Raw genomic sequence first — 26,929 nt, forward strand, 5'->3', positions numbered from 1 at the left:
TAAAGGATCGTGTTATTAACAGGCTTTGGTTAGCAGGAGTAACGAATAATTGCTATTTTACGGGATATAAACAACCCTATTTTTTATCTCCGTGTAATCGTCTACCCTATGAAACGTTTATTGCTATTATCCTCTTTATTGTTGGGTTTGCTCCATGCTGCCTCCGGGCAGGAGAGTGTACAAGATGTCATCAGTTGGCATCCCGTGGTTCAGAAAATGAAGAATGGCGCTTTTAAAGCCACCCTTTCGGCAACGATCAAAAAAGGTTGGCATATCTATACCGCGACACCCGGTGGGGACGGCTCGCAGGTCCCGACCAAAGTAAGCTTCCATAGTAATCCTCATATCAGGCTTACCGGGAAGCTGGCGGTTACCGGCAAGGTACGTACCGAGGAGATAAAAGAGCTGGACTATTCTATCAACTATTACGAAAATAAAGTAAGCTTCAGCCAGAACCTGGAAGCCGGCGCCAATACGGTGTTGGAAGCTGCTGTAGAATTCCAGGCCTGCAATGATGTGAAATGCCTGGTGCTTACCGTCGAAAAATTCAACCTGGAGATCGGAAGGTTATCACGGCAACCCGGTCCGGCAAGGATAGGGTATTAAGCAGCAGGTACGACTGTTTAAGTTATGGTAAGGCCCGGCTTATCTTTCTTTTTTTGATTATATTTACAGAAACCAAAAACAAGGATAACATGGCAAGCACAACCTGGGCGCTGGACCCCACGCACTCCGAGATTCAGTTCAAAGTAAAGCACATGATGATTTCGACCGTATCGGGCGAATTTACCCGGTTCGATGCTTCTATAGAAACGGAAGGCGACGACTTCTCCCATGCGAAAGTCACCTTTAACGCCGACGTCAATTCTATAACCACTAAAAATGAACAAAGGGACGGCCACCTGAAAGGCGAGGACTTTTTTGATGCCGGCAAGTTTCCCGACCTGCGTTTCGAGAGCACCGAACTGCAACCGGCGGGAGACGGGCAATACACCCTGAGCGGCAACCTCACGATCAAAGGCGTTACCCGCCCGGTAACGCTCGATGTAGAGCACGCCGGCGCCATAAAGGATCCCTATGGCAATACCCGCGCGGGTTTCGAGGTGATGGGAAAGATCAATCGTAAAGATTTCGGCCTCACCTGGCACCAGCTTACGGAAACCGGCGGCCTGATCGTAAGCGACGAGGTACGCCTGTTTGCCAATGTTGAATTTGTAAAGCAGTAGCAGCAAGGCTTAGCGACTATTATCGGAACGGCACAGACCCTCGGGTCTGTGCCGTTCCCGGTTAAGATGTATGGCGTATAATTAATCTCCGTCCTTAACGTTATAATGAAAGTATTATCGGATTTTCGCCGTAAATTACACAAGTTTTAAACCATACATTATCAACCAGAATTCCAGGCTGCTCATGAAAAAAGGGCTTTTATATACCGTGCTTATGCTTGCTGTTGTTGCGGGAAGCCTGCAAACAAGAGCACAGGCCAATATCGAAGTTTTTGGTCAGAACCGCATTCAATACCGCAGGTTCGACTGGAAATTTTATGATGCCGAACACTTCAAGATCTTCCATTACGACCGCTCGGGCAGGGAGCTCGCACGCTACGTTGCCGAGCAGGCCGAGCAGGATATAGCCGCCATCGAACGCCGCTTGGGTGGCCTGTTTCCCGAACGGATCAATATCATCCTCTTTAATGCCTACGACGAATTCCAGCAATCCAATATAGGTTTGAACGGCGACCTGCAATTGCAGAACGATAACCCCGCAGGTACTGTAAATATCGTGGGCGATAAACTGGTCATCTATTTTACCGGTAAGCATGCCGACCTCAAACGCCAGTTGCGCCAGGGGATGGCCAAAGTGGTGATGGAGCGGCTGATGTTCGGCGAAAACTTCAGGGAGATGGTGCGTAATGCCGTGCTGCTGAACCTGCCGCCCTGGGTAACCGAGGGCTATGTGGATTTTGTGGTGGATGGATGGACTACAAACGATGATAATGACTGGAAGAACCTCGTAATGCCGGAAGGAAAAGTGCGGTTCGATGTGATTGCCAACAAGAATCCCCGCCTGGCCGGCAAGGCTTTCTGGAAATACATCAGCGTAAAGTATGGCGATAACAATGTAAAGAACCTGCTCTACCTGACCCAGCTCAAAAGCAGCCTGAGCAAAGCCCTGGAGCTTACCATCAACCAGAAGCTTCAACCCGCATGCGATTCGCTGGTATCTTTTTACCAGCAGCGTTATGCATTCGAAGAACAGATATTCGAACCCCTGGATACCAATGCTGCCCTGATCCGGATCCCGGTGCCCAACGACGAAAGCCGTATCCGCGACATTATGGTATCGCCACGGGGCGGCGACGTCGCCTATGTGGAATGGAAATTCGGGGAGTATAAAGTAATACTCGAGAAAACAAGGATTATCGAAGGGGTGCCCAAAAGGGAAAAAACAGTACTGCTGACCGGCGGTGTAAAGAATCACCGCGAGAATGATGATCCCGATTATCCCCTGCTTTCCTGGAACAATACCGGCTTTAAACTGGGGGTGATCTTCAAGAACAGGAACCGGCTCAGGATTCGCGTGTACAACTCCGTAAAGGCCAAGATGGAAGACTTCCGGATTCCGCCCAACCGTTTCGACCGCATTACGGGCTTTACCTTTATGGAAGACGACGATAAATTGTTGATCTCCGCAATCCGCAAGGGCCAGAGCGACCTCTTCGACTACCGGTTGAAAGGCGGCCGTATGACCCAGATCACCGATGATGCCTGGGATGACGTAGCGCCGGTATTTGTAAGCGGCGGTTCGCGCAAAGGCGTGCTCTTCCTCAGCAACCGGCCCGAGCCTTATCTCAACATCAAACCCCTGCCCAACGAATTGCCTGCAGGCCCGATGAATGCCTTCTTTTACAATGCTACAACGGGCAGCTACGACCTGTTGCAGCTTACCCGTAACCAGAAAGGAAGCATAGAGCAGCCCGTAGCTTACGGCAGCGATCACTTCGCCTATCTTTCCGATCAGAATGGTGTGCGCAACCGTTTTGTGATCCTGTTTGCCCGTAGTGCCAAAAACCAGGATTCGGCCTATTCGGTACCGATGACCAATTTCAGCCGCAGCATCCTGTACCAGCAGTATAACCCTGCAAGTGGTAAGATCGCTGATGTGGTGCAGACGCGTGACAACTACGATATCTTTTTCCGGAATATAGACCTGCCTGCACCCGATGGCGCGGCCAAGCCAAAGAAGCTGTTGCCTTTGAGTTTCGTGGATGGTGTAATTAACTATAAGACAGCCGTATCCGCCGCGCCGATCAATTTTATGGAAGGTAAAGGCAAAGAGATAAAAGAAAAAGATCCTTTCGATATCCAGTCGGGAAACAGTTTCCAGAACGAGTTCAGCAGGAGGAGCAAACTCAATCCCGCCGACTCTGCCGCTGTAGAACCCGGACCGGAATCGAATGCCCTTGCCGATATGCTGGACCTGAAACAGCCTGCAGATACGGCCGTGAAAATAAGCCGGAGCGGCGACAAGGCCGGGGCTGAAGAGCCCGTGGTTACCTCTTCATCCGGCGCTACGGCATCGGACAATAAGCGGATCGTGTATGTCGATAGTACGTTTATCGATATGCGTTCCGAAAAATACCGCCTTTCGTTCAAACCCGACTTCTTCAGCGCAAGGGTAGATAACGGGGTTGTCTTTAACCGTTACCAGCCGTACAACAATAGCGGCGGACAGTTTACCAACCCATCGCTGGCGGGTATGCTTACAGCCAGCCTCAACGATAAAATGGAAGACTACCGTTTTACCGGCGGTATCAGGATACCGGTTAATTTTTCGGGGCTTACCTATTACCTGCAGTTCGAAAATTTCAGGAGGAGAGTGGATTGGGGCATCCTGTTATTGCGGCAGGAAAATAAGTACAACTACAGCTTCATGATTGATCCCAACCAGCCTGCATTTATAGAGCCGGGTAAAAGTACCACTACGATCCTGCAGGGAAGCGCCAGCTACCCGCTCGATAAGGTAAAGAGCTTCCGGATGCACTTCGGCCTGAGGCAGGACCGCATGGTGGTTAAGGCCCAGGATGCGATCGGGCTGGCGCTGCCCAATACGCAGGACTATTGGGCCCTGAGCCGCTTTGAATTTGTATACGACGACACCCGTAACCCTGCGATGAATATCTGGAATGGGCTGCGTTACAAACTCTTTGCCGACTATATGTACAAGATCTATTCCGATAATGAGTTCTACAATGCAGGCGGTTCTACGCAGTTTTACAAAAACGGCGGCTTCTTTAATGTGGGCTTCGATATCCGCTATTACCATAAGATCTATAAAAACTTTATCGCGGCAGTACGGGCTTCAGGTGCGCACAGTGCCGGCAACCAGAAGATCATGTATGTGATGGGGGGTATAGATAATGCTTTCAGTCCTAAGTACAGCAATGCCCTGCAGCCTTCCGATAAAAACAGTTACGCATTCCAGGCCCTGGCTACTTCGCTGAGGGGCTACGATCAGAATGCCCGTAACGGTAATACTTATGGCCTGATCAATGCCGAGTTGCGTTTCCCGATTTTGAATACCCTGATGCGTCGTCCCATCCGCTCCACCCTGCTGGATAACCTGCAGGCGGTAGCCTTCGTCGATATGGGATCGGCCTGGGAGGGCCTGATACCCAATGCTAACGATGCCAACCGGCATTATACCGTAAACTGGCCGGGCGGCAACCAGCCTACCGTAACCCTGCAGCTGCCTAACTATGCCGACCGGGGTATCGCGATCGGTTATGGCGCCGGCTTGCGTACCATGCTCTTCGGCTATTTCGTAAGGGCCGATGCGGCCTGGAATATCCGCAGGGAATTTACCTGGTACATCGGTTTAGGAACCGATTTCTAATTTTTGCAAAAAGTTGATAAATATCAATCTTAAATGTTATTATTGTGTTTTAAATATTTGGTACCAACCTTTTTTCTAAGATGGCAGTCTATCTTTACGTAGCAAAATTTAAAATGAGAAAAGTACTATACTTATTGGTTTGCCTGGCTGGTATCCTGCCGGCGGTGGCATATGGACAAAGCAGTGCGAATATTATCGTAGGACAAGGAGAGGCTTCAGATCCCAACCGCAAAGAACTACTGATTCCCAACGCCTTTACCCCCAACGGTGATGGCAGGAACGATATATTCCAGATCTCCAACTTCTCCAACGAGAAGCTGATCGACTTCCGGATTTTTAATCGCTGGGGCACCATCCTTTTCCGCTCTACCGATCCAAAAAATGGTTGGGACGGTACTTACAAAGGACAGGAGCAACCTATGGGCGTATATGGTTACCTGATTTGTATCGGTTATCCCGATGGCAAGGTAGAGACCTATAAAGGAACTGTAACCCTGCTTCGCTAAAATACCCATCAAAAGATTTTCAGACCGCTGCAAAGCGGTCTTTTTTTATGGCGGTTATTGTAAAAATTACAACTTTTAAAACTCATTATGAGTGACTTATGTCTGATAATTGACATTTTTTTGCTTATTATTGAAAAAGGATATGAATTTTCCATCAATACGATTAAATTTGTCTTGAACCTAAATTTCTTAAACCAATCAGTAAGTAAGTATGAATACACTTTTCTATTTAGTGCCCTGTTTTGGGATCGTCGCTCTTTTATTTACCCTGTTGAAAGGCGCCTGGGTCGGCAAGCAGCCGGCGGGCAATGACCGGATGAAGGAAATCAGTACCTATATCGCAGACGGGGCCATGGCTTTCCTGAAAGCGGAATACAAAATTCTTACTTACTTCGTGATTATTGCAGCAATACTGCTGGGCGTTATGGGGGCAAGCAATGCCAACTCGCACTGGAGTATTGCTTTGGCATTTGTAGTGGGCGCATTCTTCAGCGCGCTCGCAGGCTACCTGGGTATGCGCATTGCTACCAAATCTAATGTGCGCACCGCAGAGGCCGCCCGTACCAGCCTGAGCAAGGCGCTTAAGGTATCCTTTACCGGCGGTAGTGTAATGGGTATGGGTGTTGCCGGCCTGGCTGTACTGGGACTTGGAGCTCTGTTTATAATCCTTAAATTGATTTTTGCCCCCGAGGCCGGTGTGGACTCCGTAGAGATGGAACGTACCATCGAGATCCTGACCGGCTTTAGCCTTGGCGCCGAGAGCATAGCGCTCTTTGCCCGTGTGGGCGGTGGTATCTATACTAAAGCCGCCGATGTAGGCGCCGACCTGGTTGGTAAGGTGGAGGCGGGTATCCCCGAAGATGATCCGCGTAACCCGGCAACCATTGCCGATAACGTAGGCGATAACGTAGGCGACGTAGCCGGTATGGGCGCCGACCTGTTCGGTTCTTATGTAGCTACGGTACTGGCCACCATGGTACTGGGCCGCGAAACCATAAGCGGAGCCGGCGACCAGTTTGCCGGCCTGGCGCCGATCCTGCTGCCCATGATGATCGCCGGTGTCGGTATCCTGCTGTCTATTATCGGTACCTTCTTTGTACGCATCAGCGAAAATGCAGGCCTCAGCACCGGTAAAGTGCAGGCCGCACTCAATATGGGCAACTACGGATCTATCGTACTTACCGCAATCGTTTCCGTCGGGCTGGTCAGCTACCTGATGCCCGAAACTATGATCCTGCGCGGTCATGAATTTACCAAAATGGGTATCTGTGGCGCTATCTTCGTGGGCCTGGTCGTAGGTACGCTTATGAGCGTGATCACCGAATATTATACCGCTATGGGCAAACGCCCGGTAATGAGTATTATCCGCCAGTCGGCTACCGGCCATGCCACCAATATCATCGGTGGTCTGAGTGTAGGTATGGAAAGTACCCTGCTGCCCATCCTGGTGCTGGCGGGTGGTATATATGGCTCTTATGCTTTTGCCGGTCTGTACGGTGTGGCTATTGCCGCTGCGGGTATGATGGCTACTACAGGCATGCAGCTGGCCATCGACGCCTTCGGGCCTATTGCCGATAATGCCGGCGGTATTGCCGAAATGAGCGAATTGCCTGCCGATGTAAGGGAGAAAACAGATATCCTGGATGCGGTCGGTAACACTACCGCCGCTACCGGTAAAGGTTTTGCCATTGCTTCTGCCGCACTCACTGCCCTGGCGCTCTTCGCGGCTTTTGTGGGTATCTCCAAAATCGATGGTATCGATATTTACCGCGCCGATGTGCTGGCCGGGCTTTTTGTAGGCGGCATGATCCCCTTCATCTTTTCTTCGCTGGCGATTAAAGCCGTAGGACAGGCCGCCATGGCCATGGTGGAAGAAGTACGCCGCCAGTTCCGCGAAATACCCGGTATCATGGAAGGTACCGGTAAACCCCAGTACGAAAAATGCGTTGCAATCTCTACCGATGCTTCGATCAAAAAAATGATGTTGCCCGGTGCTATTGCAATCCTGGCGCCGCTTATCATCGGCTTCCTGCTGGGCCCCGAAGTATTGGGTGGCTTCCTGGCCGGTGCAACAGTAAGCGGGGTGCTGATGGGTATGTTCCAGAACAATGCCGGCGGCGCCTGGGATAATGCCAAAAAATCTTTTGAAAAAGGAGTAGATATCAATGGCGAAACTTATTACAAAAAGTCCGAGCCCCATAAAGCATCCGTAACCGGCGATACCGTTGGCGATCCTTTTAAAGATACTTCAGGTCCTTCAATGAACATCCTGATCAAACTGATGAGTATCGTGAGCCTGGTTATTGCCCCCACGCTGTCGCACCTGTTTGCCGAGCGTATCCAGCAACAGCGCAGCGAAAGCATTACCCGCATGACGCAGATGGCTGCCGGCACCACTACACACGAAGCGCCTCCTATGTCTAACGGAACAGAGCCATTGGCTGCGCCGGCTGCTGCTGCCGGCCAGGTAGACGACCAGGGCAATTACATCTATGATGTGGGTACGGTATCGGTATTGAAACTGGCCGATGGTACCGAGTTGCAGGCAGGAGAACGCAGCGTGGAGCGGAAGCTGGTTGATTTTATCGAACACGGCACCATCGACGAGCAGAACAAAAGCGCCAATTGGATATCCTTCGACCACCTGCAGTTCGAAACCGGTAAGTCCGACCTGAAACCCTCTTCAGAAGCGCAGTTGGGTAATGTGGTCGCTATCCTGAAAGCCTATCCTGCAGTAGCCCTTAAACTGGGCGGCTATACCGATAATACCGGCGATGCCGCTGCCAACCTCAAATTAAGCAAAGAGCGTGCAGAACATGTAAAAAGCCGGCTCACAGCAATGGGTGTCGATGCTGCACGTCTTGAAGCCGATGGTTATGGACAGGAGTTCCCGGTAGGCGATAACACGACTGCTACCGGCCGTGCACAGAACCGCCGGATCGATGTGAAAGTAGGAAAGAAATAGGCATGTATTGCCGGCAAGAGCCCCGTCCTGCTAAGCTTAGCAGGACGGGGCTCTTGCTTATGTGGTCCCTCCATTAAAGCCAGCTAACGGATGAGATCCTTCGCTGCGCTCAGGATGACAGGCTTACTTTTGGTGCTTGATGCTTTGCACGCTAATACGGCCGGCTAACGGATGAGATCCTTCGCTGCGCTCAGGATGACAGGGCTCCCTTTGGTACGTACCACGCTGATGAAGCCAGCTAACCGGTGAGCTCCTTCGCTGCGCTCAGGATGACAGGCTTACTTTTGGTGCTTAATGCTTTGCACGCTAATACGGCCAGCTAACGGATGAGATCCTTCGATGCTCAGGATGACAATACTCCTTCTGATACTTGATACTTTTCACGCTATTAAAGCCAGCTAACGGATGAGATCCTTCGCTGCGCTCAGGATGACATCTAACATCTAACATCTAACATCTAAAACCTAACCGCTATCTTTGCTGCCGACAGATCGTACATGAAACTACTTCTTATCCGTTTTTCTTCTATCGGCGATATCGTGCTGACCACGCCCGTACTGCGTTGCATACGCCGGCAATATCCCGACGCCGAAATTCATTTCCTGGTCAAACAATCGTTCAAGGCAGTAGTGGCGCACAATCCCCATATCGATGTGATCCATACCCTGGATAAAGACCTTAATGCCAATATAGAAACGCTGAAGAAGATTGGGTTTGATTACGTGATCGACCTGCACCGCAACCTGCGTACCATGCGGGTAAAACGCGCCATCGATGCGCCTGCGCTTACTTTCGACAAGCTCAACTTCCGGAAATGGCTTTACGTAAATTTCAAATGGAACGTAATGCCCGATAAAAGCATTGTAGACCGCTATTTCGAAGGCATGCGGCCACTCAAACTGCAAAACGACGGACAAGGCCTGGATTATTTTATCGCACCGCAACAGGAAACCCGGCAGGATGATATTCCAATGGGCCACTGGGCGGGCTTTATAGCCTGTGTGATCGGGGGCTCCTATGCCACCAAAAAATTCCCGGTCAGCAAATGGCGGGAACTGGCGCAACAAAGCCCTTATCCCATGATCCTGCTGGGTGGCCCCGAAGACCGGGACGAAGGCAACGAGATCGCGGCCGTGGATCCGGGCAAAGTGTACAATGCCTGTGGCAAATTCAGCCTTAACGAATCGGCCGACCTGGTGCGGCGTTCGAAAGTAGTGATCACCAACGATACCGGCCTTATGCATATCGCGGCGGCCTACAAAAAGCCCGTAGTTTCCCTTTGGGGCAACACCACGCCCGAAATGGGCATGTTTCCCTATTATGGTTTTAATAATTTAAACCAAAACGTGGCGCAATTGTCAGTAATACATGAAGTGAAAGGCCTGGGTTGCCGGCCCTGCAGCAAAATCGGGTACCCGTCCTGTCCGAAGAAACATTTCAAATGCATGGTGGATATTCCTGTGGGCCCGGTAATCGAAAGTGTGAAAAAATTCTGGAAACTATAAAGAATGCGATAATTACGATAATATTGCCCTAAACAATTCACAACCCAAAATCAAACTTATGCGTTACCTGCTTGTTTTATCCCTGTTTGCCCTGGCCTCCTGTTCTGCTACCAGGCAGACCGGTAAATCTGCCGATACGGCCGCCAAAGCTTCTCTGAAAGGAACAGTATGGACCCTGTCCCGCATACCAGGAACCGAAATGGAAAAGACCCGTAAACCGGTAACCATCCTGCTTTCTGACACCTCTGCCCGTTACGGCGGTTATGGTGGTTGTAACGGTTATGGCGGCGATTATGTGCTGAACGGCGACAGTCTTAAGCTGGGCGAAGTGCTGGCTACCATGATGGCCTGTAAGCCCGGATCGCATACCGAAAACAACTTTTTTAAAGCCCTGAGGGAAACAAATATGTACCAGATTTCGGGCGATAAACTGTTGCTGAAGAACGGTAATACGACCCTTGCAGAACTGACCCGGAGCAAAAAAGATTAAATTTTATTTGGGTACAAAGAAAAATAACTTTAATTTTGCGCAAAATTTTTGGAGCATGTTTGCAGTTGTAACAATAGCAGGACAGCAGTTCAGGGTTCAGGAGAACGACGAACTTTTTGTACACCGCCTCGAAGGTAAAGCCGGAGACAGCGTAGAATTTTCTGATGTACTGATGACAAGCAACGGCGGTAATATTACCGTTGGTGGCGCTGTTAAATCAGTAGTAAAAGCAGAAATCATTGATCATCTTAAAGGCGACAAGGTTCTTATCTTTAAAAAGAAACGTCGTAAAGGATATCAAAAATTAAACGGTCACCGTCAGGCTTTGACCAAAATTAAGATCCAGGGAATCGCATAAAGATTTTTTGGATGAATTAATTTATTATTTAACTTTGTAAGGATTACATTTTTAATTAAAAAATCATGGCACATAAAAAAGGTGAAGGTAGCGTAAGAAATGGTCGCGATTCACGTAGTAGACGCCTTGGTGTTAAAATATTCGGAGGTCAGCCCGCTATCTCAGGTAATATTATCGTACGCCAGAAAGGCACTGTATATCATCCCGGTGAGAATGTCGGTATTGGTAAAGACTTTACGATCTTCGCATTGAGAGATGGTATCGTAGAGTTTAGGAAAACCCGCAGTAAAACTTTAATTTCAGTTAATGAAGTAAGTGCCGTTGAAGCCTAACCCTCTTCACCGGTTTTGCCATAATAAAAAGAGCTTTTTTTATTTTCTAACCCTTAAATTCGATTAAGTATGGCAACTGCAAAAAAAGCTGCTCCGAAGAAAGCAGCCGCAAAAAAAGCCGCTCCTAAAAAAGCCGCTGCGAAGAAAGCTGCTCCTAAAAAAGCTGCTGCGAAGAAAGCCGCTCCTAAAAAAGCTGCTGCGAAGAAAGCTGCGCCTAAAAAAGCTGCCGCTAAAAAAGCTGCGCCTAAAAAGGCCGCTGCTAAAAAAGCTGCACCTAAAAAGGCTGCTGCCAAGAAAGCTGCTCCAAAGAAAGTGGCTGCTAAAAAGCCAACTCCAACTAAAGTTGCTGCTAAGAAAAAGTAAAAACTCAAAATCTTTAGAAGAAATCCCGGCATACATCTGCCGGGATTTTTTTGTGCCCGCTGAAAGCAATATTTTTGAAAAAAAACAGTTTTGACTATTCACCGAAATAAATCCTGTTTGAAGCCAATCCTCTTTTGCCTGTTGCTCTTGTGCAGCGGCAGCCTGCTGCAGGCGCAAAGTATCCAGGGTGTAGTTACCGATATGGAAGGTATGCCGCTGGTAGCCGTAGCGATCAGTAACAAGACCAGGGGCCAGGTTACCATGAGCGATGCCGACGGTCGTTACAACCTCGCAGCCCATAAAGACGATAACCTCGAATTTACCTACCTCGGTTATTACTCCGTAAGCATGAAGATGCCGGAAGAAGGCAATGTATTCCGCAGGATCAGTCTGAAAAAGAAATTATTCTCGCTCGACGAAGTCGTGATCGGGCCCGGCTGGACCGACTACCAGAAAGACTCGATCGAACGGCGCAAGACCTATAAGTTTGCCCTGGATCGCAAGAAAGAAGGCTCTGTATTCAGCCCGGCAACGGCTATTGCCGATAACTTTTCGCAAAAAGCCAAACAACGCTGGCGCTTCCAGAAGAACTTCGCAAAATGGGAAAACCAGAAATTTGTGGATACGCGGTATGGCCCCGAAGAAGTAAGCGAACTAACCGGGCTGCAATCCGATTCGCTGGCCGCATTTATGAGCGCTTACCCGATGCCCGCCGATTATGCCCGTACGGCAACCGACCTCGAGATAAAAATGTGGATCAAATATAATTACCGGAGTTGGATGAAGCACCCCTTCGTTCCCAAAACCGATACTATGTCGCCCGCCGATACCACGAAGAAGAAATGAGGTTATCCATCTGTATCCTGGTTTTATGTTGTTGCTGCCTGGGCCGCCTGTCGGCTGCAGTGCTTAAGGGTATCGTATCCGATACCGAGACCGGCGAATTGCTGGCAGGGGTATTGGTAAGCAATACCAGCAGGCATACTGCTGTTTTTACCGACGAATATGGCGCCTTTACGGTCGAAGCCTATGCCGGCGATACCCTGCAGATCAGTATTACCGGTTATCTTTCCCGGTCGCTGGTCATACCCTTGGATGGCCTTTCCTGGTTCAGGCGTATCGCACTGAGTAAAAACCGGATCGCCATCGATACTGTAGTGATCAGGCCGGGGCTGAGCGCCTATCAGCAGGACTCGCTGGAGCGCCGCGAACTATATGGCGATAAGCTGGACAAGCGGCCGGCTAAGTTCGGCCTCAACAAACCGCATCCCTTGTATGGTGGTTATGGCGCCGGCAAAGTAACCTTTAACGGACCGCTATCCTCTATTTTTCAGAAGCGCAGCAAGCGTTACAAAAGACTCAAAGCCTTCCAGGACCAGTTTAATGCCGACGAGCACCGGCGCTATACCGAAAGCCGGTACAGCATGAGTACGGTAGCAGCGCTTACCGGTCTGAAAGACCAGGCCTTGCTGGACTTTATGAATGCTTATCCCATACCTTACGATTTTGCCCGTACAGCTACCGATGTGGAAGTGAAGATGTGGGTATTGTATAATTACAGGATATGGTCCGGCAAAAGAAAATAGGGACAGCTTGCGCGTGTTAACTGCTCAGATGCACTGCTGGCCCGTATTCCGGCGTGCAGGTATGAAGATTGTTTATGATTACCCTTTAAGGAAATGGACGTTACCGTTTCCCGGGCTTAAGGATGTACCTGGCCTGCAGGCAAAGAAGATCAGATCGATTTTACGGGCGCTGTTAAAACGTCGCCATTGCGCTGGTCGCTTTCGATCTGCCCGTCGCGCATCAGCAGCGTACGGTCGGCCATAGCGGCCAGTTGTTCGTTATGGGTAACGATTACGAAGGTCTGGTTATAAGCTGCTCTCAACTCCAGGAACAATTGGTGTACTGCCTGGGCATTGGCCGTATCGAGGTTGCCGGTAGGTTCGTCGGCGAAGATCACGGCCGGGCGATGTACGATGGCCCGGGCTATGGCTACCCGTTGCTGCTCTCCGCCCGAAAGCTCGCCGGGCTTATGGTTGAGCCGGTGTCCCAGTCCTACGGTCTCTAAGATCGCTCCCGCAGCGGCCTGTGCCTCTTTTTTGCCCTGGCCTGCAATCCATAAAGGCATGCATACATTTTCGATGGCGGTAAACTCGGGCAGCAGGTGATGAAACTGGAATACAAAGCCCATGTTCTGATTCCGGAATGCTGCCTGTTTTTTGCGGGACAGCCGGAACAGGTCCTGGTTCATCAGTTGTACCCGGCCGCTATCCGGCACGTCCAATGCACCCAGCAGGTGCAGCAAAGTACTCTTGCCGGCTCCCGAAGGACCAGCAATCGCAACAAATTCCCCCTTACCGATATGTAAAGAAACATCGCGCAGCACCGTTAACCGGCCGTATTTTTTCGAAAGATTCTGGGCGTCGAGCATGTAGGCTTATTTTCGGATCAGCTTGTAGTTTTCAAATTCAAACAATCTTTTTCCCGTTAGTTTATTCAGCAGGAACATAACACGGTCTTTAAGGCTCATATTCGACTGCGCAGGATCGTAGTCGAAGGTCCAGTCCTGCGCCGCGATGGTCTCGTTCATATAAACAGGATGCGGCTTATCGAAGCGTTCCAGGCGATCGACCTCGTTAAAGTCGAAAGGCTTTTGTGTCGTATGGTTGTGTACCCATTCGTCGTTATGCCAGAAGCGGTTGAAGTAGTCGGCTTTCCGTTTCATGAGGGCCGGGTTGCGCGAGTAGGAATAGTGGTAAACCGGCACATGGCTGTTGAGCACCCGCAATTTTTCGCCGGCCTCGCCGGCCCGGTAGGCTTCCTCCGAACTATACTTCCGGAATCCCTGCGAGTCTTTGTACGACCAGATGCGCCCCGTATTGCGGAACGCGCGTATCTCGAAAGGGTGGGTCTTGCGGGTATTGCGGATATGGTTAAAGTCGCCCCAGAAATGATAAAAGGGGAATAACAGGCCTTCTACCTGCGGGTCTTTATCGGCAGTGTAGATGAGTTGCCGGAGGCGGGCCTGGTCGTTTTCGTGTAATACCTCGTCTACCTGCAGGTGCACGGCCCATTGCCCGCTTACCTGGTCGAGCCCCAGGTTCGATTGCTGTGCAAAAATGGTACCGCCTTCCCTCATCTTTTCATCCCATACCGTGTCTATAATTTTGATGCGGGGATCGTTCAGCGCTACGATAGCTTCGCGGGTACCGTCGGTCGAATCGCCTACTACCACGATCAGTTCGTCTACTACAGGCAGCAGTGATTGTAACGAAGGGATAAAAGGGTAGCCGTATTTAAAGCCGTTTCTGACATAGGTAAAGCCGCTGATTGTCATCATGTATCTGCTATCGGGGAATAAAAAACAAATTTACCATTTTAATTAAACTATCCCCGGTATAAAATTGTCTGAATGGAAACGCAAAGGGTACGCCCTGCTTAATAACAAAAAGAAAACGTACCAAAAAGATACAATTGTTCGTTTTTGGTAGGGAAACCTTACATTTGCACAAATCAACATCACATAAAAAAATATTAAAATATGTTTTGGACTTTAGAATTAGCTTCTCACCTGGAGGACGCGCCCTGGCCCGCTACAAAAGATGAATTGATTGATTATGCGATACGTTCGGGCGCTCCGCTGGAAGTAGTAGAGAACCTGCAGGAACTGGAAGACGAAGGTGAAATGTACGAAGGTGTAGAAGATATCTGGCCCGACTACCCGACACAGGAAGACTTTTTCTTTAACGAAGACGAGTATTAATTAATCAAAAGCGATGCAGCCTGTGATATACAGTATGCTTCGTGCTTTATAATATTAAGCGCTTCAGAGCGTACACAGCATCCCTTCCCCGGGGATGCTATTTGTTATCGTAATAAGTGGCGTTAAGCGAAGTAGAGAACAGCAGGGAGTATAATACCACGAACGCCATACTGGTTACCAGGGTTGCCAGTACTTTAATCAGCAGGTAGCCCATGCTGCTGAAACTCCAGATCTCGATAATGTAAAACACAAGATGGTGCAGCAGCAACAGCACTGCAGAATAGGTGAGGAAAGGCGTCCAGCCCATGCTCTTGATATTGGGCGAGGTATTGGGATATTCGGAAAGCCTTTTGGGTAATAGCGCCACCAGTACATTGGTACGGAAGAAAGCCATCAGTACGCAGGCCGCAGCATGTATGCCACCGGTGTCCATAAAGGCATCTATGGTAACGCCCATGGTAAAGCTCGAAATAAGCAGGAACCATACCGGTGTAGACAAGGGCAGCACCAGGATGAATAAAGGGTAAATAAAGGGAGTATAGGGCGGAAATCCGGAAGGATTGGCCCACCAACGCAGCGGTATCTTATTAAGCAATAAGACCTGGATCAGTACCAGCAGTACAAAACGGAAAATATTGCGGAGGTATATACTCATTGTGCTATCATAATGGCCGGGAGGTATTCCCTGTGCCTGGCTTTTAAATTAATGCGCAGGTTTGGCGGTTTCTGCTTCTACCTGTTTTTTCTCTGCTCCCATTTTATCGTCTACCACGTAAACATACTGCAGGCTCCTGAAATTTGTCGACAGGCGCACTTTCAGGTTTTTGGCACTGCTCGCTTTCATCGTATCCACCTTTGCTACCGTACCGATCAGTACGTTTTCGGGGAAGAAAGAATAGCCTGTAGTGTACACGCTATCGCCTTTTTTTACTTTGATATAGACCGGCACTTTTTCCGTAACCACGTATTCGGGCGAGCCCGGGTTCCATATCGTGATCAGGTTGGAAGTACCGTCGGGGAGTTTCGAACTTATTTTACGGTCGCTCAGTACAGATACTACGCGGGCATAGTGGGCCGATACGTTGGCCACCCTGCCTACCACACCATTGCCGCTCACTACGGCCATGTCTTTCTGCACACCGTCGCTGGCGCCGCGGTTAATGGTTATAAAGTTGATCTTGTCGTTGCTGATCGAGTTGTTGATAACGCGGGCAGGAATATAGTTGTATTGCGCGTAGCGAATGGTTTTGAGCACACCCTGGGTATTGATGCTGTCCTTTTTGCTCGTATCTCTTACCGTTATCGGGATGCGTACGGTGCTATCGCGGAACTGGTCGATATTGCTTACCTGGGCGATCGCATTGCGCAGCCGGGCATTTTCGGTAAGCAGGCTGTCGTTCATCTGTTTCAGCTGGAAATAGTAAACGACATCATTCTGCTTTTTGTACATATACCCGACAACCGAGTTGGAGGAACTGACGATATCCACTCCCTGCATATTACGGTTCTTGGATATCAATGCCAGGCTTACCACTTCCAGGATCAGGAAGAGGATAAGGTTCCAGAAGCGGCGGATAAGAATAAGAAAGTTGCGCACAAAAATATCGGGTGAAAGGAGAAGGGCCTAATGGCCCTTCGGTATTATTTCATTAAGAATGTAAAACGGTTAATGTTTTTCAGCGACATGCCGGTACCGCGTACTACGGCGCGCAGCGGATCGTCGGCTACATGAACCGGCAGTTTGATCTTATGCGAAATACGCTTGTCGAGGCCGCGCAGCAGGGCGCCACCGCCGGTCAGGTACAGGCCGCGACGGTAAATGTCGGAAGCCAGTTCGGGTGGGGTGCTTTCCAATGCTTTAAGAATAGCTTCTTCGATTTTGAAGATGGATTTATCCAGCGCTTCGGCTACTTCCTGGTAGGAAACCTGGATCTGCTTGGGGATACCGGTTACCAGGTCGCGCCCGTTTACGGCGATGTCGTCGGGTGGGTTATCGAGTTCTTTCAGCGCCGAACCTACGTGGATCTTGATCTGCTCGGCCGTACGTTCGCCGATGTTGAGGCTGTGGTAGCGGCGCATAGCTTCCATGATGTCGGTGGTGAACTCGTCGCCTGCAATACGGATACTCTGGTCGCATACGATACCGGCCAGCGAGATTACCGAGATACCGGTAGTACCGCCGCCTATATCGATAATCATGTTACCGGTAGGTTCTTCTACATCGATACCAATACCCAGCGCTGCGGCCATAGGCTCGTGGATCATGTATACTTCTTTGGCGCCAGCCTGTTCTGCGCTGTCGCGCACCGCACGTTTCTCTACCTCGGTAATGCTGGATGGAATACAGATAACCATACGCCAGCTCGGTGGAAATAAAGGCTTCTTGGGATATACCATTTTGATCATCTCCCGCAGCATGCCTTCCGCCGCGTCGAAGTCCGCAATCACACCGTCTTTCAGGGGACGTATCGTCTTCAGGTTATCATGGGTTTTTTCATGCATCATCATCGCTTTCTTACCCACCGCCACAATTTTATTTGAGGACCGGTCTTTTGCTACGATCGACGGTTCATCTACTACTACCTGGTCGTTATGAATGATTAATGTATTGGCTGTGCCAAGATCTATGGCAATTTCCTGTGTTAAAAAATTGAACAATCCCATTGTCTGTCGGAACTCCGAAAATATTAAAAGAGGTGAAAATATTAGTTGTTGAAAGATAACTGCAAAATTGCAAAAAATAAATGTCTTTATCCAAGAGTTTTCCTAAAAAAAGTATAATTGTCCAAACAAAACGTACCGTGTCATAGGTCTGTAGTTTATATATGTTATTTCTGTGTTGCCAGGAAGCAGCGCTGGCCTGACATTTGTCACCGGGATGTAAATATTTTGCCCTGAAAACCAAAAAATCAGGGTTGCTTATATGGTTATAGTACTTATGTAGTAACGATTACTTAATTTTGCAGCCAAATTCGAAAAATGATACAGACAGATATAGCTATTATAGGCGCTGGTCCCGTGGGTTTGTTTGCAGTGTTCGAGGCAGGATTGCTGAAGATGCGTTGCCACCTTATCGACTATCTGCCGCAAATCGGCGGGCAGCTTTCCGAGATCTACCCGAAAAAGCCAATCTACGATATTCCCGGTTATCCTTCCGTACTGGCACAGGAACTGATCGATAATCTTAAAGAGCAGATACAGCCGTTCCATCCCTCCTTTACGCTGGGCGAGCGTATCGAAACCCTGGAGAAAAGAGGCGAAGCAGACTTCCTGCTCAAAACCAATATGGGTACCGAGATCGAAGCCAAAGCCGTGGTAATTGCCGGCGGATTGGGTTGCTTCGAACCGCGTAAACCTGCAGTAGAAGGCCTGGACGAATTCGAAAACGGTAAAGGCGTAAACTACATGATCCTCGAGCCCGAGCATTTCCGCAACAAACGCATGGTACTGGCCGGCGGCGGTGATAGTGCACTCGACTGGACCATTCACCTGGCCAATATCGCAGAGCGCGTAACCCTCGTACACCGCAGCGAAAGCTTCCGTGGTGCGCCCGATTCCGTAAACAAAGTAATGCAGCTTGCCGAAGAAGGAAAGATCGACCTGATCCTGAATACCAACCTGACACAGGTACATGGCAACGGGCACCTGCACAGCGTATCCATGCAGGACGCCAAAACCAAGGAAGAACAGACCATCGAAACCGATTACCTGATCCCGCTGTTCGGCCTTAGCCCCAAGCTCGGCCCTATCGAAGGCTGGAACCTGAACATCGATAAGAACGCGATCGAAGTAAATACGGAAGATTACTCGACCAATATCCAGGGTATATGGGCCATTGGCGATATCAATACTTATAAAAACAAGCTGAAGCTTATCCTGTGCGGCTTCCACGAAGCAGCGCTGATGAGCCATAGCGTTTATAAATACATTAACCCGGGTGTGAAATACACGATGAAGTATACTACCGTAAACGGTATCGCTGAATTCTAATCCCGGTTGCAAAAGCCTGTAAAGCCCGTCGCTACTACAGCGACGGGCTTTTTGCTGGTGCAGGCCATAGCGAATAAGCAAGGCGGTATGGCTCCCCGCAGGCTTGACGCGGAACATAAAATTGCATAGCTTTGCAGACCGGTATGCGCATTGCAAACCCGGCATTCCTAATCTTAATATTTTTTATGGAAGATAACCTGATAACCGTCTATGTACAAGACAGGAACGGCAACGAAAACGCGCTGGAAGCCCCTACAGACATGAGCCTTAGCCTTATGGAACTGCTGGTGGCCAACGAGTATGATGTGCTGGCTACCTGTGGTGGTATGGCCCTCTGCGCTACCTGCTGCGTAGATGTGCTGGAAGGGGAGGAGCACCTGAGCGAAATGAGCGATGATGAATATGCCATGCTCGATACCCTGCCCGACCTGCTGCCCAATTCGCGGCTGGCCTGCCAGCTGAAGCTGAGCCAACAGATGAACCATCTTAAAGTAAAACTGCACGGCGAAGGCTAGGTAAGTTTGTATACAAGAAACAATAACGGCCACAAGCTTTGTGGCCGTTATTGTTTTTATAAACGATCGTCGTTGCTTACCGGTTTTACCAGTTCATGGGTCTTTACAAACTTGCACCAGGCGCAATCAGGCTCGTTACAACCCCGATCAAATTCCTGGTTCCTGATGCGTTTATCGGCTTCTTTGATCTGCTCGGTTACCGTAAGCAGGTCGGCCGGGGTAATGGGCACAAAATACCGTACAAAATCGCCTGCATCATTCTTTTCGATATAATCAAACAGCCCGGCTTTCATATGCCAGTGCTGCGCCTGTGCATAAGGGTTATTGTCGAGCAGCAGCCGGTAAAATACCATTTGCCGCCAATAGTCGCCGCCATTGGGATGGCTTTCGCTGGGGGGTAATAATTCCTTCTTTTTACTGTACTCCGGGTTGCCCGTTTTATAGTCGACCACGGTACACTCATTGCCTTCAAATTCGATCTTATCCAGCTTGCCTTTTACCGGTACGCCGGCTACTTCCATATTGCCAAGCATGCGTTCTATAACTACTACTTTATTGAAGTCGCGGATGTAATGGTCGTAGTACTCGGTAAGGATCTTGGCGCCTAGTTCCTTGCGGCGTTTATACTGGATCTCGGTAAAGGCATCTTCATGACGCCAGAGCATTTTTTCAAAGTCCTGGATCATTTCCTCTTTACCCGGGAATTGCTTCTCCGGGGCATCGATCATTTTTTTGAAAAGCTTTTCGAGGGCATAGTGTATGGCAGTACCAAAGGCCATTGCATCGTTCTTGGCCACAGGCACCTGTAGTATGGTCTCGTAATAGAAGGCTATCGGGCATTTCAGGTATTTGTTCAGGGCCGAGGCGCTCATGACGAAACGTTCCAGCCTGCTTTCCAGCAATTCTTTTTTAGCGAGCGCTATCTGTACCGGTGGTACCGGTACAAAGGCCCAGTGCAGGTAATCCATTACCTGTTCTGTAGACACATAAGACAGGGCCTGTTCGGCAGCCTGTTTTTCGGTCTCGCCGAGTTCGTCTACAAATTGCGAAGCCTCAAGATCCTTGCCGGCATTGTCTTTGAGCGCATAAGAGAGCTGCAGGTATTTTTTTGCACGGGTAAGCGCTACGAAAAATACGCGGCGCATTACCTCTTCTGTCGCGCTGTGCTCTTCCGAATCGCCGGTTTGGGTAAGGGTGTCGGGTAGCTGGAAGCCACGGCTGGCGCCACGTTTCTTCTCCCAGAAGTTTTTGGTAAGCCCGATCAGGAACACGTATTCGAACTCGTGTCCCTTAGCGCTGAACGCGGTATAAAAGCGTACGCCGTTTTCCTGCCGTACTACTTTCTGCACGGGTACGGTAAGGCCTTCGATCTGCATATCGTCGATAATACGCAGGAAGCCTGAAATCGTGATCCGGGGCTGGCGGGCGCATTCTTCCTTGGCAAAATTGAAAAAGGTATGCAGCACCTGCATCTCCCATACCTGGTTATCGCCCTTCAGGATGTTAGCCATCAGGCCGGTATCGTAAAGGATCTTTTCGAGCAGCATCGGTATCGTCAGGTTGCGGGCCTGGTGTATCCATTCCTCGATAGCCATACCAATGCGGATCAGTGCCGGCGAGGATTCCAGGTCCATAGCCATCAGGTGCAGGCTGTCGAGCAGGAGGAACCGCCAGTATTTATGTTTGGTATCTTTCTCCTGTTTGTGAAGGCTCAGGTGGGCCAGGTCTACCGGCGATATGCCCAGTTGCGGTACATGCAGCAGCTCAAACAGGTACATCTCGCCGCTGAAGGGTTTCTTCTGTTCGGCTTCGATATACTTCAGCATATGGATCAGCTGCTGGATCATGGGCAGGTCCAGCACGTTTACCGGGCGTTTTACCCAGTAGGGTATACCCTTGCGCTCCATCAGGTCTATAATGTTATTGGCCTGTTTGTGCTGCGAATAGAGGATGGCCACATTGCTGAGGTCCACGCCCTGCTGCTGCAGCGTTTCGATCTGTTGTACGATGTCCGCTTCTTCGTGCAGGATGTTGTGATAGGCCTTCAGCACGGGTTTCACCGGTTGATCCGCTACAAAGCGCGGGTGTGCCGACCGTATGTTTTTATCCAGCGCCAGTTCCTGCAGTTTTACGATAAGCCGTTCCTGGTTATGGTTGATCAGCAGGGTTGCCTTATCAAGTATCTCCTGGCTGGAGCGGTAATTTTCTTTGAGCACGATCACCTTAATGTCGGGCTGGTAGCGGTTATAGAAGTCTACAATGTTTTTAAGCCTTGCACCCTGGAACTCGAATATACTCTGGTCGTCATCGCCTACGATAAATATATTGGGACTGTTCCAGAAGTCCATCAGCAGGGTAAGCAGCTCGCTCTGGGAGCCGCTTGTATCCTGGAACTCATCGACCAGCACATATTGAAAACGCTCCTGGTAGTTACGCAGGAAGTCTTCATTTTCCTTAAAGGCCTGGAGCACCCAAAGGATCATATCGCTGAAGTCGTAACGGCCCAGGGCCTGCATGCGTGCCTGGTATATGGGGAAGAGTCTGGCGGCGGCCAGCGTACGCTCCATGCGTGCCGTTTCTTTGTCTATATCCTTCTGTTTTACATCGCCCGCTTTAATGCCCTGCTTGGCATTGGCCCGTTTATAGATAAAGGCTTCCCGGTTGGGCAGGTCGGCCAGGTAGGCTGTAACCGCCTGTTCCACTTCGGCAGGTTGCCAGTCTTCGGTCTTCATCAGGTCGAAAAGACTGTGCAGGTTCTGGGCATCGTAATAGATATTGCCTTTAAGCCTGCGCAGGATATTGCCTTCCGGCAAGGCCTCCAGGATACCATGCAGGATCTCGGTGCGTTCCAGGTCGCTTACGGGTTGCAGGTCGCGAAGGCCGAAGTATTCGGCATTGCTTTGGATCAGGCTGTTGCAAAAAGCATGGAAGGTGAAGATGTGCACGCGGTGGGCATCTTCGCCTATAATCTGGAGCAGGCGCTTGCGCATGGCTACGCTGCCCTCGTCGGTATAGGTAAGACAAAGGATCTCGTAGGGTTGTACCTGGGCTTCGCTGCGCAACAGGTTGGCGATACGCATCGAGAGGATCTCGGTCTTACCGGTACCCGGTCCTGCAATAACCATCACCGGTCCTTCTGTTGTATCCACTGCTAATCTCTGCTTTTCGTTCAGCTTCTGGTAGCGGTCCAGGAAGAGGCGTTCATTTTTGATCATTGCTGTCTTTGCTTTCGTAGCGCAAAGGTAACATTCTGCGGGTCCAAAATAAAGGCATGTTCCTGTGCTGGCGCCGGGTAGGATTTGATGTGCTGCATACGCAAAAAAACGCCCGGCATCAGGCCGGGCGCGGGGGTAAATATCGGTATGGTATTACGCTTAGAGGGCAGTAAGGTATTCCGCAGAGGAATAGCCTTCCACGCCGTCATTGGTGCGGATCAGGAACCAGGCGTCGTTGTATTTGCTCAGCAGGGTTACTACGGAGTCGTGGCCCGCTTTGCCCAGGATAGGCTGGTCGGTACCGGGTCCTTTACGGATGTTGAGGTTAGAGCTCTGGGTAGTTACCTTCAGCTGTGTTGCAGCGGCAGCAGGCGATACATTGATGTTCATAACCACATCGCCGCTCCGGAAGTCCGGGTCGATTTTGTCGTATACGTTCCACAATTTATCTTTTACTTCTCCGCTTGGAACTTCTCCGTCGATGTACAGCACATTATCCTGCTCGCGTACCTGCAGGTTAGTAGCTCCGCTTGCATTGGCTGTATTGATCAGCTCTGCATATTTATCTTGTAAAGCCATTGGATTTGTTTTTTGAAGTGAATAAAAAGCCGGCGCTTATTTTACGGTAAGTTTATTGTCTACTTTTTTAGGCTTGATGCTGTTCATGGCTTGCATCAGTTTGGGCAGGTCCGCTTTCTTGATCTCGCCGGTAAGGGTAACCACGCCATCTTTCACGGCAACGGTTACGCCGTTGTATTCTTTTGCAGCAGCAGCTGCGGCAGTGGCCAATGCCTCGTCGGGGTTAATTTCTACCGGTGCGGGCATCGGTGGTGGCGGCGGTGTGGTCGTATTGTTCACTACAGACTTAACGCCTTCTACGCCTTTTGCAGCCGTTTCCATGGCGGCTTTGGTGGCATCATCCGATATGGGGCCGCTCAGGGTGGCTACCCCATCCTTTACTTCTACCGTTACACCGGGAGCCAGTGCTTCGATCTTAGCCTTGGCTGCGGCATCTTTTTTTTCCTGGGAATTACAAGAGGCCATGCCCATTGCCATGCCGGTAACGAGCGTAAGCGCCAATGCGGTGTGCTTTAAATTCATAATTGTGTGTTTTGAATTGTTAGAAAGATAATCGCGTAAAAAAGGAAATACAATGTACACAATTGTTTATATCAAAACACATGCCAATCAAAAGATTAACGTTAAATTCTTATATTTCTTAAAAGACATAAAAAAAGCCAGCCCGGGATGAACGGGATGGCTTTTCAAAAAAATGTGTGCTGGTTAGCAGTATTGCTCGTAAGCCTGTTGCAGGTTAGCGGCGATCATGGCAGCAGAGCGGCCTTCGATCATGTGACGCTCGATCATATGCACCAGCTGTCCGTCTTTAAAGAGGGCAATAGCCGGGGAAGAAGGCGGGTAAGGCAGCAGGTAAGTGCGGGCCTGTTTTACCGCATCCAGGTCGAAACCGGCAAAAGAAGTTACGGTACGGCTGGGTTTTTTACCTTCTGTCTGCAGGGATTGCAGTACACCCGGACGGGCAGTACCGGCGCTGCAGCCACATACGGAATTAATAACCAGCAGGGTAGTACCTTCCTGGGGTATAGTATTGTCGACTTGTTCGGGCGTTAAAAGTTCCTGGAAACCATGCTCTGTCAGCTGGTTTTTCATGGGGATCACTAATTCGGCAGGATACATGATATTTATATTTTTGTGAAATTATTAGAGCACAAAATTAAGTCATTTCGGGCGGTTAACACAGCGCAAAGGTTCAGCTTTTTCTATAGCAGGATAAGATTTTTGTGCCGCGTTGCCTAAGTTTGCAGTCCATAGCGCTAAAACCTGCTTTATGCCTCACTTACACCCCCTTACACCGCAAGTTTTGAAAAACCTGCTCGCCCTCCGCGAAGGCGAAACTAAATTTGGATCCTGCATTGGCCTTGCATCCGGCGATAACTGGCTGCAACAGCCCGAATTCCGCGATGCCACTTTCGTACTGCTGGGCCTGCCGGAGGATATCGGGGTGCGGGCCAATGGTGGTATAGGCGGCGCGCATACCGCGTGGCCGGCCTTTCTGAAGAGTTTGCTCAATATCCAGGAAACAGAGGTATTGAGCGGCAGGGATTTTTTCCTGCTGGGGCAACTCGACTTTACTGATTGGCTGAACGCCTGCGTCGATGCAGGTACCGAAACCCTGAGGAAATATACCGCAGGTATCGACGAACTGGTCTACCCGCTGATCCGCGATATCGTAGCCGCCGGGAAAATACCCGTGGTTATAGGCGGTGGGCACAATAATGCTTACCCGCTTTTAAAAGGATTGTCCCTGGCAAAAGGGATGACGGTTAATGTACTCAACCTCGACGCTCATTCCGACTTTCGCGTAGCCGAAGGACGGCACAGCGGCAATGGTTTCCGGTATGCCTACCAGGACGCTTACCTGAAACGCTATGCCATGCTGGGACTGCACGAGCCCTATAACAGCAAAGGGATCGTAGCCGAACTACAGGCCAACGACGACCTGCTGCCGGTATTCTGGGAAGATATTTTCCTGCGGGAAAAAGAAGCCTGGCCGGCGGCCCTGCAACGTTGCCTGGATCATGTAAGCGGCGCTGCATTCGGCGTAGAGCTCGATGTGGATTGTATCGAAAATGTACTGAGCAGTGCGGCCACACCTGTGGGTATTACCGTACAACATGCCCTGCAATACCTGTACCGTTGCGGCTGCTCGCCGCATGCGGCCTACCTGCACTTGCCCGAGGGCGTAAGCCTCCGTGCCGACGGCCTTTCCGATCCTTTTACCGGTAAGTTGCTGAGCTACCTGGTGCAGGCCTTCGCCAAGGGGGTACTGGATAGGAGGCTTTAGGTATTAGATATGAGATATGAGATATGAGATATGAGATATGAGATATGAGATATGAGATATGAGATATGAGAGGGAGTATTGTCATCCTGAGCGCAGCGAAGGATCTCCTGCTATGAGTATCAGGTAGCAAGTATCAAGTATCACGAAGGGTTCGTTGTCATCCTGAGCGTAGCGAAGGATCTCATCCGTTAGCTGGCTTTAACAGCGTGAAAAGTAACAAGTATCAGAGGGAGTAGTGTCATCCTGAGCGCAGCGAAGGATCTCATCAATTAGCCGGCTTCAATGGAGCGCACCTACCACTAGTCAAGGTTGTGCCTGAAGAACACGATCGCCTTGTCCAGTACCTGCTGCATTGCAGGGGGCAGGACCGGTTCCGTCCAGGGATGCCTGCGGCCGAATACATGATCGGATGGCAGCAGGTATAATTCGGAGTCCGGTTGTGCTTCGTGTATGGCATAGGCGCTGCTGACCGGTACACTGGTATCTTCGGTGCCATGGCAAACCAGGACAGGCACTTTTATCCTGGCGGCTGCTGCCAGGATGTTCAGCCTTTTGCTGTGTTGCTGATAGTCTTCGTAGAGCTGGTAGTACAGGGGCATTTCCTGTTTGGTGCGGCCATTGGTATAATATTGTACACCGGTCTGTTGCCATAGGGCCAGCTTTTCCTGCGGCCAGTTGGTCCAGGGTGTTTTACATTCGGCTATGGCGGCCCAGGTACATAAGGCTTTAATGCGGGAGTCTTCGGCCGTTTTAATAATACTGATGCCGCCACCCATGCTGTGCCCGATCAGGCCTATGCGGCTGGTATCCAACAGTCCGGCCAGCCCGTGTCGGTCATCCTCCAGCCAATCGAACACTATGCTGAGATCGGCAAGCTGCAGGCTGTAATTGTTGTGGCCAAAGGCTTCCAGGTCGGCAAAGTCCTGCAGGTGTTCTGGTGTAGTACCGTTATGCGAGAAGTTGAATTTGAAAAAAGCAAAGCCCGCATCGGCGAACCGGTTGGCGATCAGCGCACCATTCCCCCAATCCTTGAAACCGTTAAAGCCATGCGCATAAACGATTACCGGCTGGTTATCGCCTTTTGCCGGGTTTATGGTCAAATCGGCGGTTATGGGCCGGTTATTACTACCCGGGAATTGGAAAGATTGCTGGATCATAATCT

The 26,929-nt window shown here is 50.0% G+C and carries 26 protein-coding genes; 16 read left to right on the top strand and 10 right to left on the bottom strand.

What is annotated here, in order from left to right; translation table 11 throughout:
• Window positions 1–108 precede the first annotated feature (108 nt).
• The 12 genes from B0I18_RS05095 (at window position 109) to B0I18_RS05150 (ending at window position 13,001) form a co-directional block, all read left to right on the top strand.
• Complete coding sequence (locus B0I18_RS05095; protein WP_106521552.1) at window positions 109–606, top strand: protein-disulfide reductase DsbD domain-containing protein; 498 nt, start codon at window positions 109–111, stop codon at window positions 604–606.
• An 89-nt stretch (window positions 607–695) separates the two neighbouring features.
• Window positions 696–1,226 (top strand): YceI family protein, encoded by a 531-nt coding sequence (locus tag B0I18_RS05100; RefSeq protein ID WP_106521553.1) that lies wholly within the window; start codon window positions 696–698, stop codon window positions 1,224–1,226.
• 184 nt (window positions 1,227–1,410) lie between these two features.
• Window positions 1,411–4,896 carry a hypothetical protein gene (locus B0I18_RS05105; protein WP_106521554.1) on the top strand — a complete coding sequence of 1,162 codons (3,486 nt, stop codon included), beginning with the start codon at window positions 1,411–1,413 and terminating at the stop codon, window positions 4,894–4,896.
• Window positions 4,897–5,009: 113 nt separating this feature from the next.
• Window positions 5,010–5,402, top strand: a complete 393-nt coding sequence (locus B0I18_RS05110) for a T9SS type B sorting domain-containing protein (protein ID WP_181358341.1) — start codon at window positions 5,010–5,012, stop codon at window positions 5,400–5,402.
• A gap of 211 nt (window positions 5,403–5,613) precedes the next feature.
• A complete protein-coding gene (locus tag B0I18_RS05115; RefSeq protein ID WP_106521556.1) occupies window positions 5,614–8,367 on the top strand; it encodes a sodium-translocating pyrophosphatase in 2,754 nt (917 codons plus the stop codon).
• 497 nt (window positions 8,368–8,864) lie between these two features.
• A complete protein-coding gene (locus B0I18_RS05120; RefSeq protein ID WP_106521557.1) occupies window positions 8,865–9,872 on the top strand; it encodes a glycosyltransferase family 9 protein in 1,008 nt (335 codons plus the stop codon).
• A gap of 58 nt (window positions 9,873–9,930) precedes the next feature.
• Complete coding sequence (locus B0I18_RS05125) at window positions 9,931–10,362, top strand: META domain-containing protein (protein WP_106521558.1); 432 nt, start codon at window positions 9,931–9,933, stop codon at window positions 10,360–10,362.
• Between the two features lie 7 nt (window positions 10,363–10,369).
• Window positions 10,370–10,720 (top strand): 50S ribosomal protein L21, encoded by a 351-nt coding sequence (rplU, locus tag B0I18_RS05130; RefSeq protein ID WP_245882050.1) that lies wholly within the window; start codon window positions 10,370–10,372, stop codon window positions 10,718–10,720.
• Between the two features lie 65 nt (window positions 10,721–10,785).
• Window positions 10,786–11,052, top strand: a complete 267-nt coding sequence (gene rpmA / locus B0I18_RS05135; RefSeq protein ID WP_106521559.1) for a 50S ribosomal protein L27 — start codon at window positions 10,786–10,788, stop codon at window positions 11,050–11,052.
• Between the two features lie 69 nt (window positions 11,053–11,121).
• A complete protein-coding gene (locus B0I18_RS05140) occupies window positions 11,122–11,415 on the top strand; it encodes a histone (RefSeq protein WP_106521560.1) in 294 nt (97 codons plus the stop codon).
• A 117-nt stretch (window positions 11,416–11,532) separates the two neighbouring features.
• The gene (locus B0I18_RS05145) at window positions 11,533–12,261 is read left to right on the top strand and encodes a carboxypeptidase-like regulatory domain-containing protein (protein ID WP_146146657.1); all 729 of its coding nucleotides are present in this window, start codon (window positions 11,533–11,535) and stop codon (window positions 12,259–12,261) included.
• A complete protein-coding gene (locus B0I18_RS05150; protein WP_106521562.1) occupies window positions 12,258–13,001 on the top strand; it encodes a carboxypeptidase-like regulatory domain-containing protein in 744 nt (247 codons plus the stop codon). Before B0I18_RS05145 ends, B0I18_RS05150 begins: the two co-directional genes overlap by 4 nt.
• Window positions 13,002–13,150: 149 nt before the next feature.
• Here the strand turns inward: B0I18_RS05150 and B0I18_RS05155 are convergent, their stop codons facing one another.
• Together B0I18_RS05155 and B0I18_RS05160 are read right to left on the bottom strand one after the other, a co-directional pair.
• A complete protein-coding gene (locus tag B0I18_RS05155; protein ID WP_106521563.1) occupies window positions 13,151–13,849 on the bottom strand; it encodes an ABC transporter ATP-binding protein in 699 nt (232 codons plus the stop codon).
• A 6-nt stretch (window positions 13,850–13,855) separates the two neighbouring features.
• Complete coding sequence (locus B0I18_RS05160; RefSeq protein WP_146146658.1) at window positions 13,856–14,758, bottom strand: glycosyltransferase family protein; 903 nt, start codon at window positions 14,756–14,758, stop codon at window positions 13,856–13,858.
• A 201-nt stretch (window positions 14,759–14,959) separates the two neighbouring features.
• Here B0I18_RS05160 and B0I18_RS05165 point away from each other — a divergent pair, with 201 nt between their 5' ends.
• The gene (locus B0I18_RS05165) at window positions 14,960–15,181 is read left to right on the top strand and encodes a DUF2795 domain-containing protein (RefSeq protein WP_106521565.1); all 222 of its coding nucleotides are present in this window, start codon (window positions 14,960–14,962) and stop codon (window positions 15,179–15,181) included.
• A 97-nt stretch (window positions 15,182–15,278) separates the two neighbouring features.
• Here B0I18_RS05165 and B0I18_RS05170 read toward each other — a convergent pair whose 3' ends face one another.
• The 3 genes from B0I18_RS05170 to B0I18_RS05180 are packed head-to-tail and all read right to left on the bottom strand — an operon-like array spanning window position 15,279 to window position 17,845.
• Entirely contained in the window at window positions 15,279–15,836 is a 558-nt protein-coding gene (locus B0I18_RS05170) for a rod shape-determining protein MreD (RefSeq protein WP_106521566.1), read from the bottom strand.
• Between the two features lie 48 nt (window positions 15,837–15,884).
• Window positions 15,885–16,778: a rod shape-determining protein MreC gene (gene mreC / locus B0I18_RS05175; protein ID WP_181358342.1), complete on the bottom strand. Its 894-nt coding sequence runs from the start codon at window positions 16,776–16,778 to the stop codon at window positions 15,885–15,887.
• A 44-nt stretch (window positions 16,779–16,822) separates the two neighbouring features.
• Window positions 16,823–17,845: a rod shape-determining protein gene (locus B0I18_RS05180; protein WP_106521568.1), complete on the bottom strand. Its 1,023-nt coding sequence runs from the start codon at window positions 17,843–17,845 to the stop codon at window positions 16,823–16,825.
• A gap of 315 nt (window positions 17,846–18,160) precedes the next feature.
• Here B0I18_RS05180 and B0I18_RS05185 point away from each other — a divergent pair, with 315 nt between their 5' ends.
• A complete protein-coding gene (locus B0I18_RS05185) occupies window positions 18,161–19,171 on the top strand; it encodes an NAD(P)/FAD-dependent oxidoreductase (protein ID WP_106521569.1) in 1,011 nt (336 codons plus the stop codon).
• 185 nt (window positions 19,172–19,356) lie between these two features.
• Complete coding sequence (locus B0I18_RS05190) at window positions 19,357–19,686, top strand: 2Fe-2S iron-sulfur cluster-binding protein (protein WP_181358343.1); 330 nt, start codon at window positions 19,357–19,359, stop codon at window positions 19,684–19,686.
• Between the two features lie 56 nt (window positions 19,687–19,742).
• Here B0I18_RS05190 and B0I18_RS05195 read toward each other — a convergent pair whose 3' ends face one another.
• The 4 genes from B0I18_RS05195 to B0I18_RS05210 form a co-directional block, all read right to left on the bottom strand.
• A complete protein-coding gene (locus B0I18_RS05195) occupies window positions 19,743–22,901 on the bottom strand; it encodes an ATP-dependent helicase (RefSeq protein ID WP_106521570.1) in 3,159 nt (1,052 codons plus the stop codon).
• A 159-nt stretch (window positions 22,902–23,060) separates the two neighbouring features.
• Window positions 23,061–23,480: an SH3 domain-containing protein gene (locus B0I18_RS05200; protein ID WP_106521571.1), complete on the bottom strand. Its 420-nt coding sequence runs from the start codon at window positions 23,478–23,480 to the stop codon at window positions 23,061–23,063.
• A gap of 36 nt (window positions 23,481–23,516) precedes the next feature.
• On the bottom strand, window positions 23,517–24,002 hold the full coding sequence (locus tag B0I18_RS05205; RefSeq protein WP_106521572.1) for a BON domain-containing protein: 486 nt from the start codon (window positions 24,000–24,002) through the stop codon (window positions 23,517–23,519).
• Between the two features lie 183 nt (window positions 24,003–24,185).
• The gene (locus B0I18_RS05210) at window positions 24,186–24,599 is read right to left on the bottom strand and encodes a BrxA/BrxB family bacilliredoxin (protein ID WP_106521573.1); all 414 of its coding nucleotides are present in this window, start codon (window positions 24,597–24,599) and stop codon (window positions 24,186–24,188) included.
• A gap of 151 nt (window positions 24,600–24,750) precedes the next feature.
• Here B0I18_RS05210 and B0I18_RS05215 point away from each other — a divergent pair, with 151 nt between their 5' ends.
• The gene (locus tag B0I18_RS05215) at window positions 24,751–25,767 is read left to right on the top strand and encodes a formimidoylglutamase (protein ID WP_106521574.1); all 1,017 of its coding nucleotides are present in this window, start codon (window positions 24,751–24,753) and stop codon (window positions 25,765–25,767) included.
• A 299-nt stretch (window positions 25,768–26,066) separates the two neighbouring features.
• Here B0I18_RS05215 and B0I18_RS05220 read toward each other — a convergent pair whose 3' ends face one another.
• Window positions 26,067–26,924, bottom strand: a complete 858-nt coding sequence (locus tag B0I18_RS05220; RefSeq protein WP_106521575.1) for an alpha/beta hydrolase family protein — start codon at window positions 26,922–26,924, stop codon at window positions 26,067–26,069.
• Window positions 26,925–26,929: the final 5 nt, after the last annotated feature.

This window comes from Taibaiella chishuiensis (genome assembly GCF_003014535.1).
Taxonomy (GTDB): Bacteria; Bacteroidota; Bacteroidia; order Chitinophagales; family Chitinophagaceae; genus Taibaiella; species Taibaiella chishuiensis.

Bases quoted from the DNA above. Each gene is read 5' to 3' on its own strand.
- B0I18_RS05160 (WP_146146658.1), bottom strand. From the start codon at position 14,758: ATGATGACAATCAGCGGCTTTACCTATGTCAGAAACGGCTTTAAATAC.
- B0I18_RS05105 (WP_106521554.1), top strand. From the start codon at position 1,411: ATGAAAAAAGGGCTTTTATATACCGTGCTTATGCTTGCTGTTGTTGCG.
- B0I18_RS05185 (WP_106521569.1), top strand. From the start codon at position 18,161: ATGATACAGACAGATATAGCTATTATAGGCGCTGGTCCCGTGGGTTTG.
- B0I18_RS05150 (WP_106521562.1), top strand. From the start codon at position 12,258: ATGAGGTTATCCATCTGTATCCTGGTTTTATGTTGTTGCTGCCTGGGC.
- B0I18_RS05205 (WP_106521572.1), bottom strand. From the start codon at position 24,002: ATGAATTTAAAGCACACCGCATTGGCGCTTACGCTCGTTACCGGCATG.
- B0I18_RS05125 (WP_106521558.1), top strand. From the start codon at position 9,931: ATGCGTTACCTGCTTGTTTTATCCCTGTTTGCCCTGGCCTCCTGTTCT.
- B0I18_RS05200 (WP_106521571.1), bottom strand. From the start codon at position 23,480: ATGGCTTTACAAGATAAATATGCAGAGCTGATCAATACAGCCAATGCA.
- B0I18_RS05120 (WP_106521557.1), top strand. From the start codon at position 8,865: ATGAAACTACTTCTTATCCGTTTTTCTTCTATCGGCGATATCGTGCTG.
- B0I18_RS05115 (WP_106521556.1), top strand. From the start codon at position 5,614: ATGAATACACTTTTCTATTTAGTGCCCTGTTTTGGGATCGTCGCTCTT.
- B0I18_RS05195 (WP_106521570.1), bottom strand. From the start codon at position 22,901: ATGATCAAAAATGAACGCCTCTTCCTGGACCGCTACCAGAAGCTGAAC.
- B0I18_RS05155 (WP_106521563.1), bottom strand. From the start codon at position 13,849: ATGCTCGACGCCCAGAATCTTTCGAAAAAATACGGCCGGTTAACGGTG.
- B0I18_RS05110 (WP_181358341.1), top strand. From the start codon at position 5,010: ATGAGAAAAGTACTATACTTATTGGTTTGCCTGGCTGGTATCCTGCCG.
- B0I18_RS05095 (WP_106521552.1), top strand. From the start codon at position 109: ATGAAACGTTTATTGCTATTATCCTCTTTATTGTTGGGTTTGCTCCAT.
- B0I18_RS05170 (WP_106521566.1), bottom strand. From the start codon at position 15,836: ATGAGTATATACCTCCGCAATATTTTCCGTTTTGTACTGCTGGTACTG.
- B0I18_RS05190 (WP_181358343.1), top strand. From the start codon at position 19,357: ATGGAAGATAACCTGATAACCGTCTATGTACAAGACAGGAACGGCAAC.
- B0I18_RS05100 (WP_106521553.1), top strand. From the start codon at position 696: ATGGCAAGCACAACCTGGGCGCTGGACCCCACGCACTCCGAGATTCAG.
- B0I18_RS05215 (WP_106521574.1), top strand. From the start codon at position 24,751: ATGCCTCACTTACACCCCCTTACACCGCAAGTTTTGAAAAACCTGCTC.
- B0I18_RS05180 (WP_106521568.1), bottom strand. From the start codon at position 17,845: ATGGGATTGTTCAATTTTTTAACACAGGAAATTGCCATAGATCTTGGC.
- B0I18_RS05165 (WP_106521565.1), top strand. From the start codon at position 14,960: ATGTTTTGGACTTTAGAATTAGCTTCTCACCTGGAGGACGCGCCCTGG.
- B0I18_RS05140 (WP_106521560.1), top strand. From the start codon at position 11,122: ATGGCAACTGCAAAAAAAGCTGCTCCGAAGAAAGCAGCCGCAAAAAAA.
- B0I18_RS05210 (WP_106521573.1), bottom strand. From the start codon at position 24,599: ATGTATCCTGCCGAATTAGTGATCCCCATGAAAAACCAGCTGACAGAG.
- rpmA (WP_106521559.1), top strand. From the start codon at position 10,786: ATGGCACATAAAAAAGGTGAAGGTAGCGTAAGAAATGGTCGCGATTCA.
- B0I18_RS05220 (WP_106521575.1), bottom strand. From the start codon at position 26,924: ATGATCCAGCAATCTTTCCAATTCCCGGGTAGTAATAACCGGCCCATA.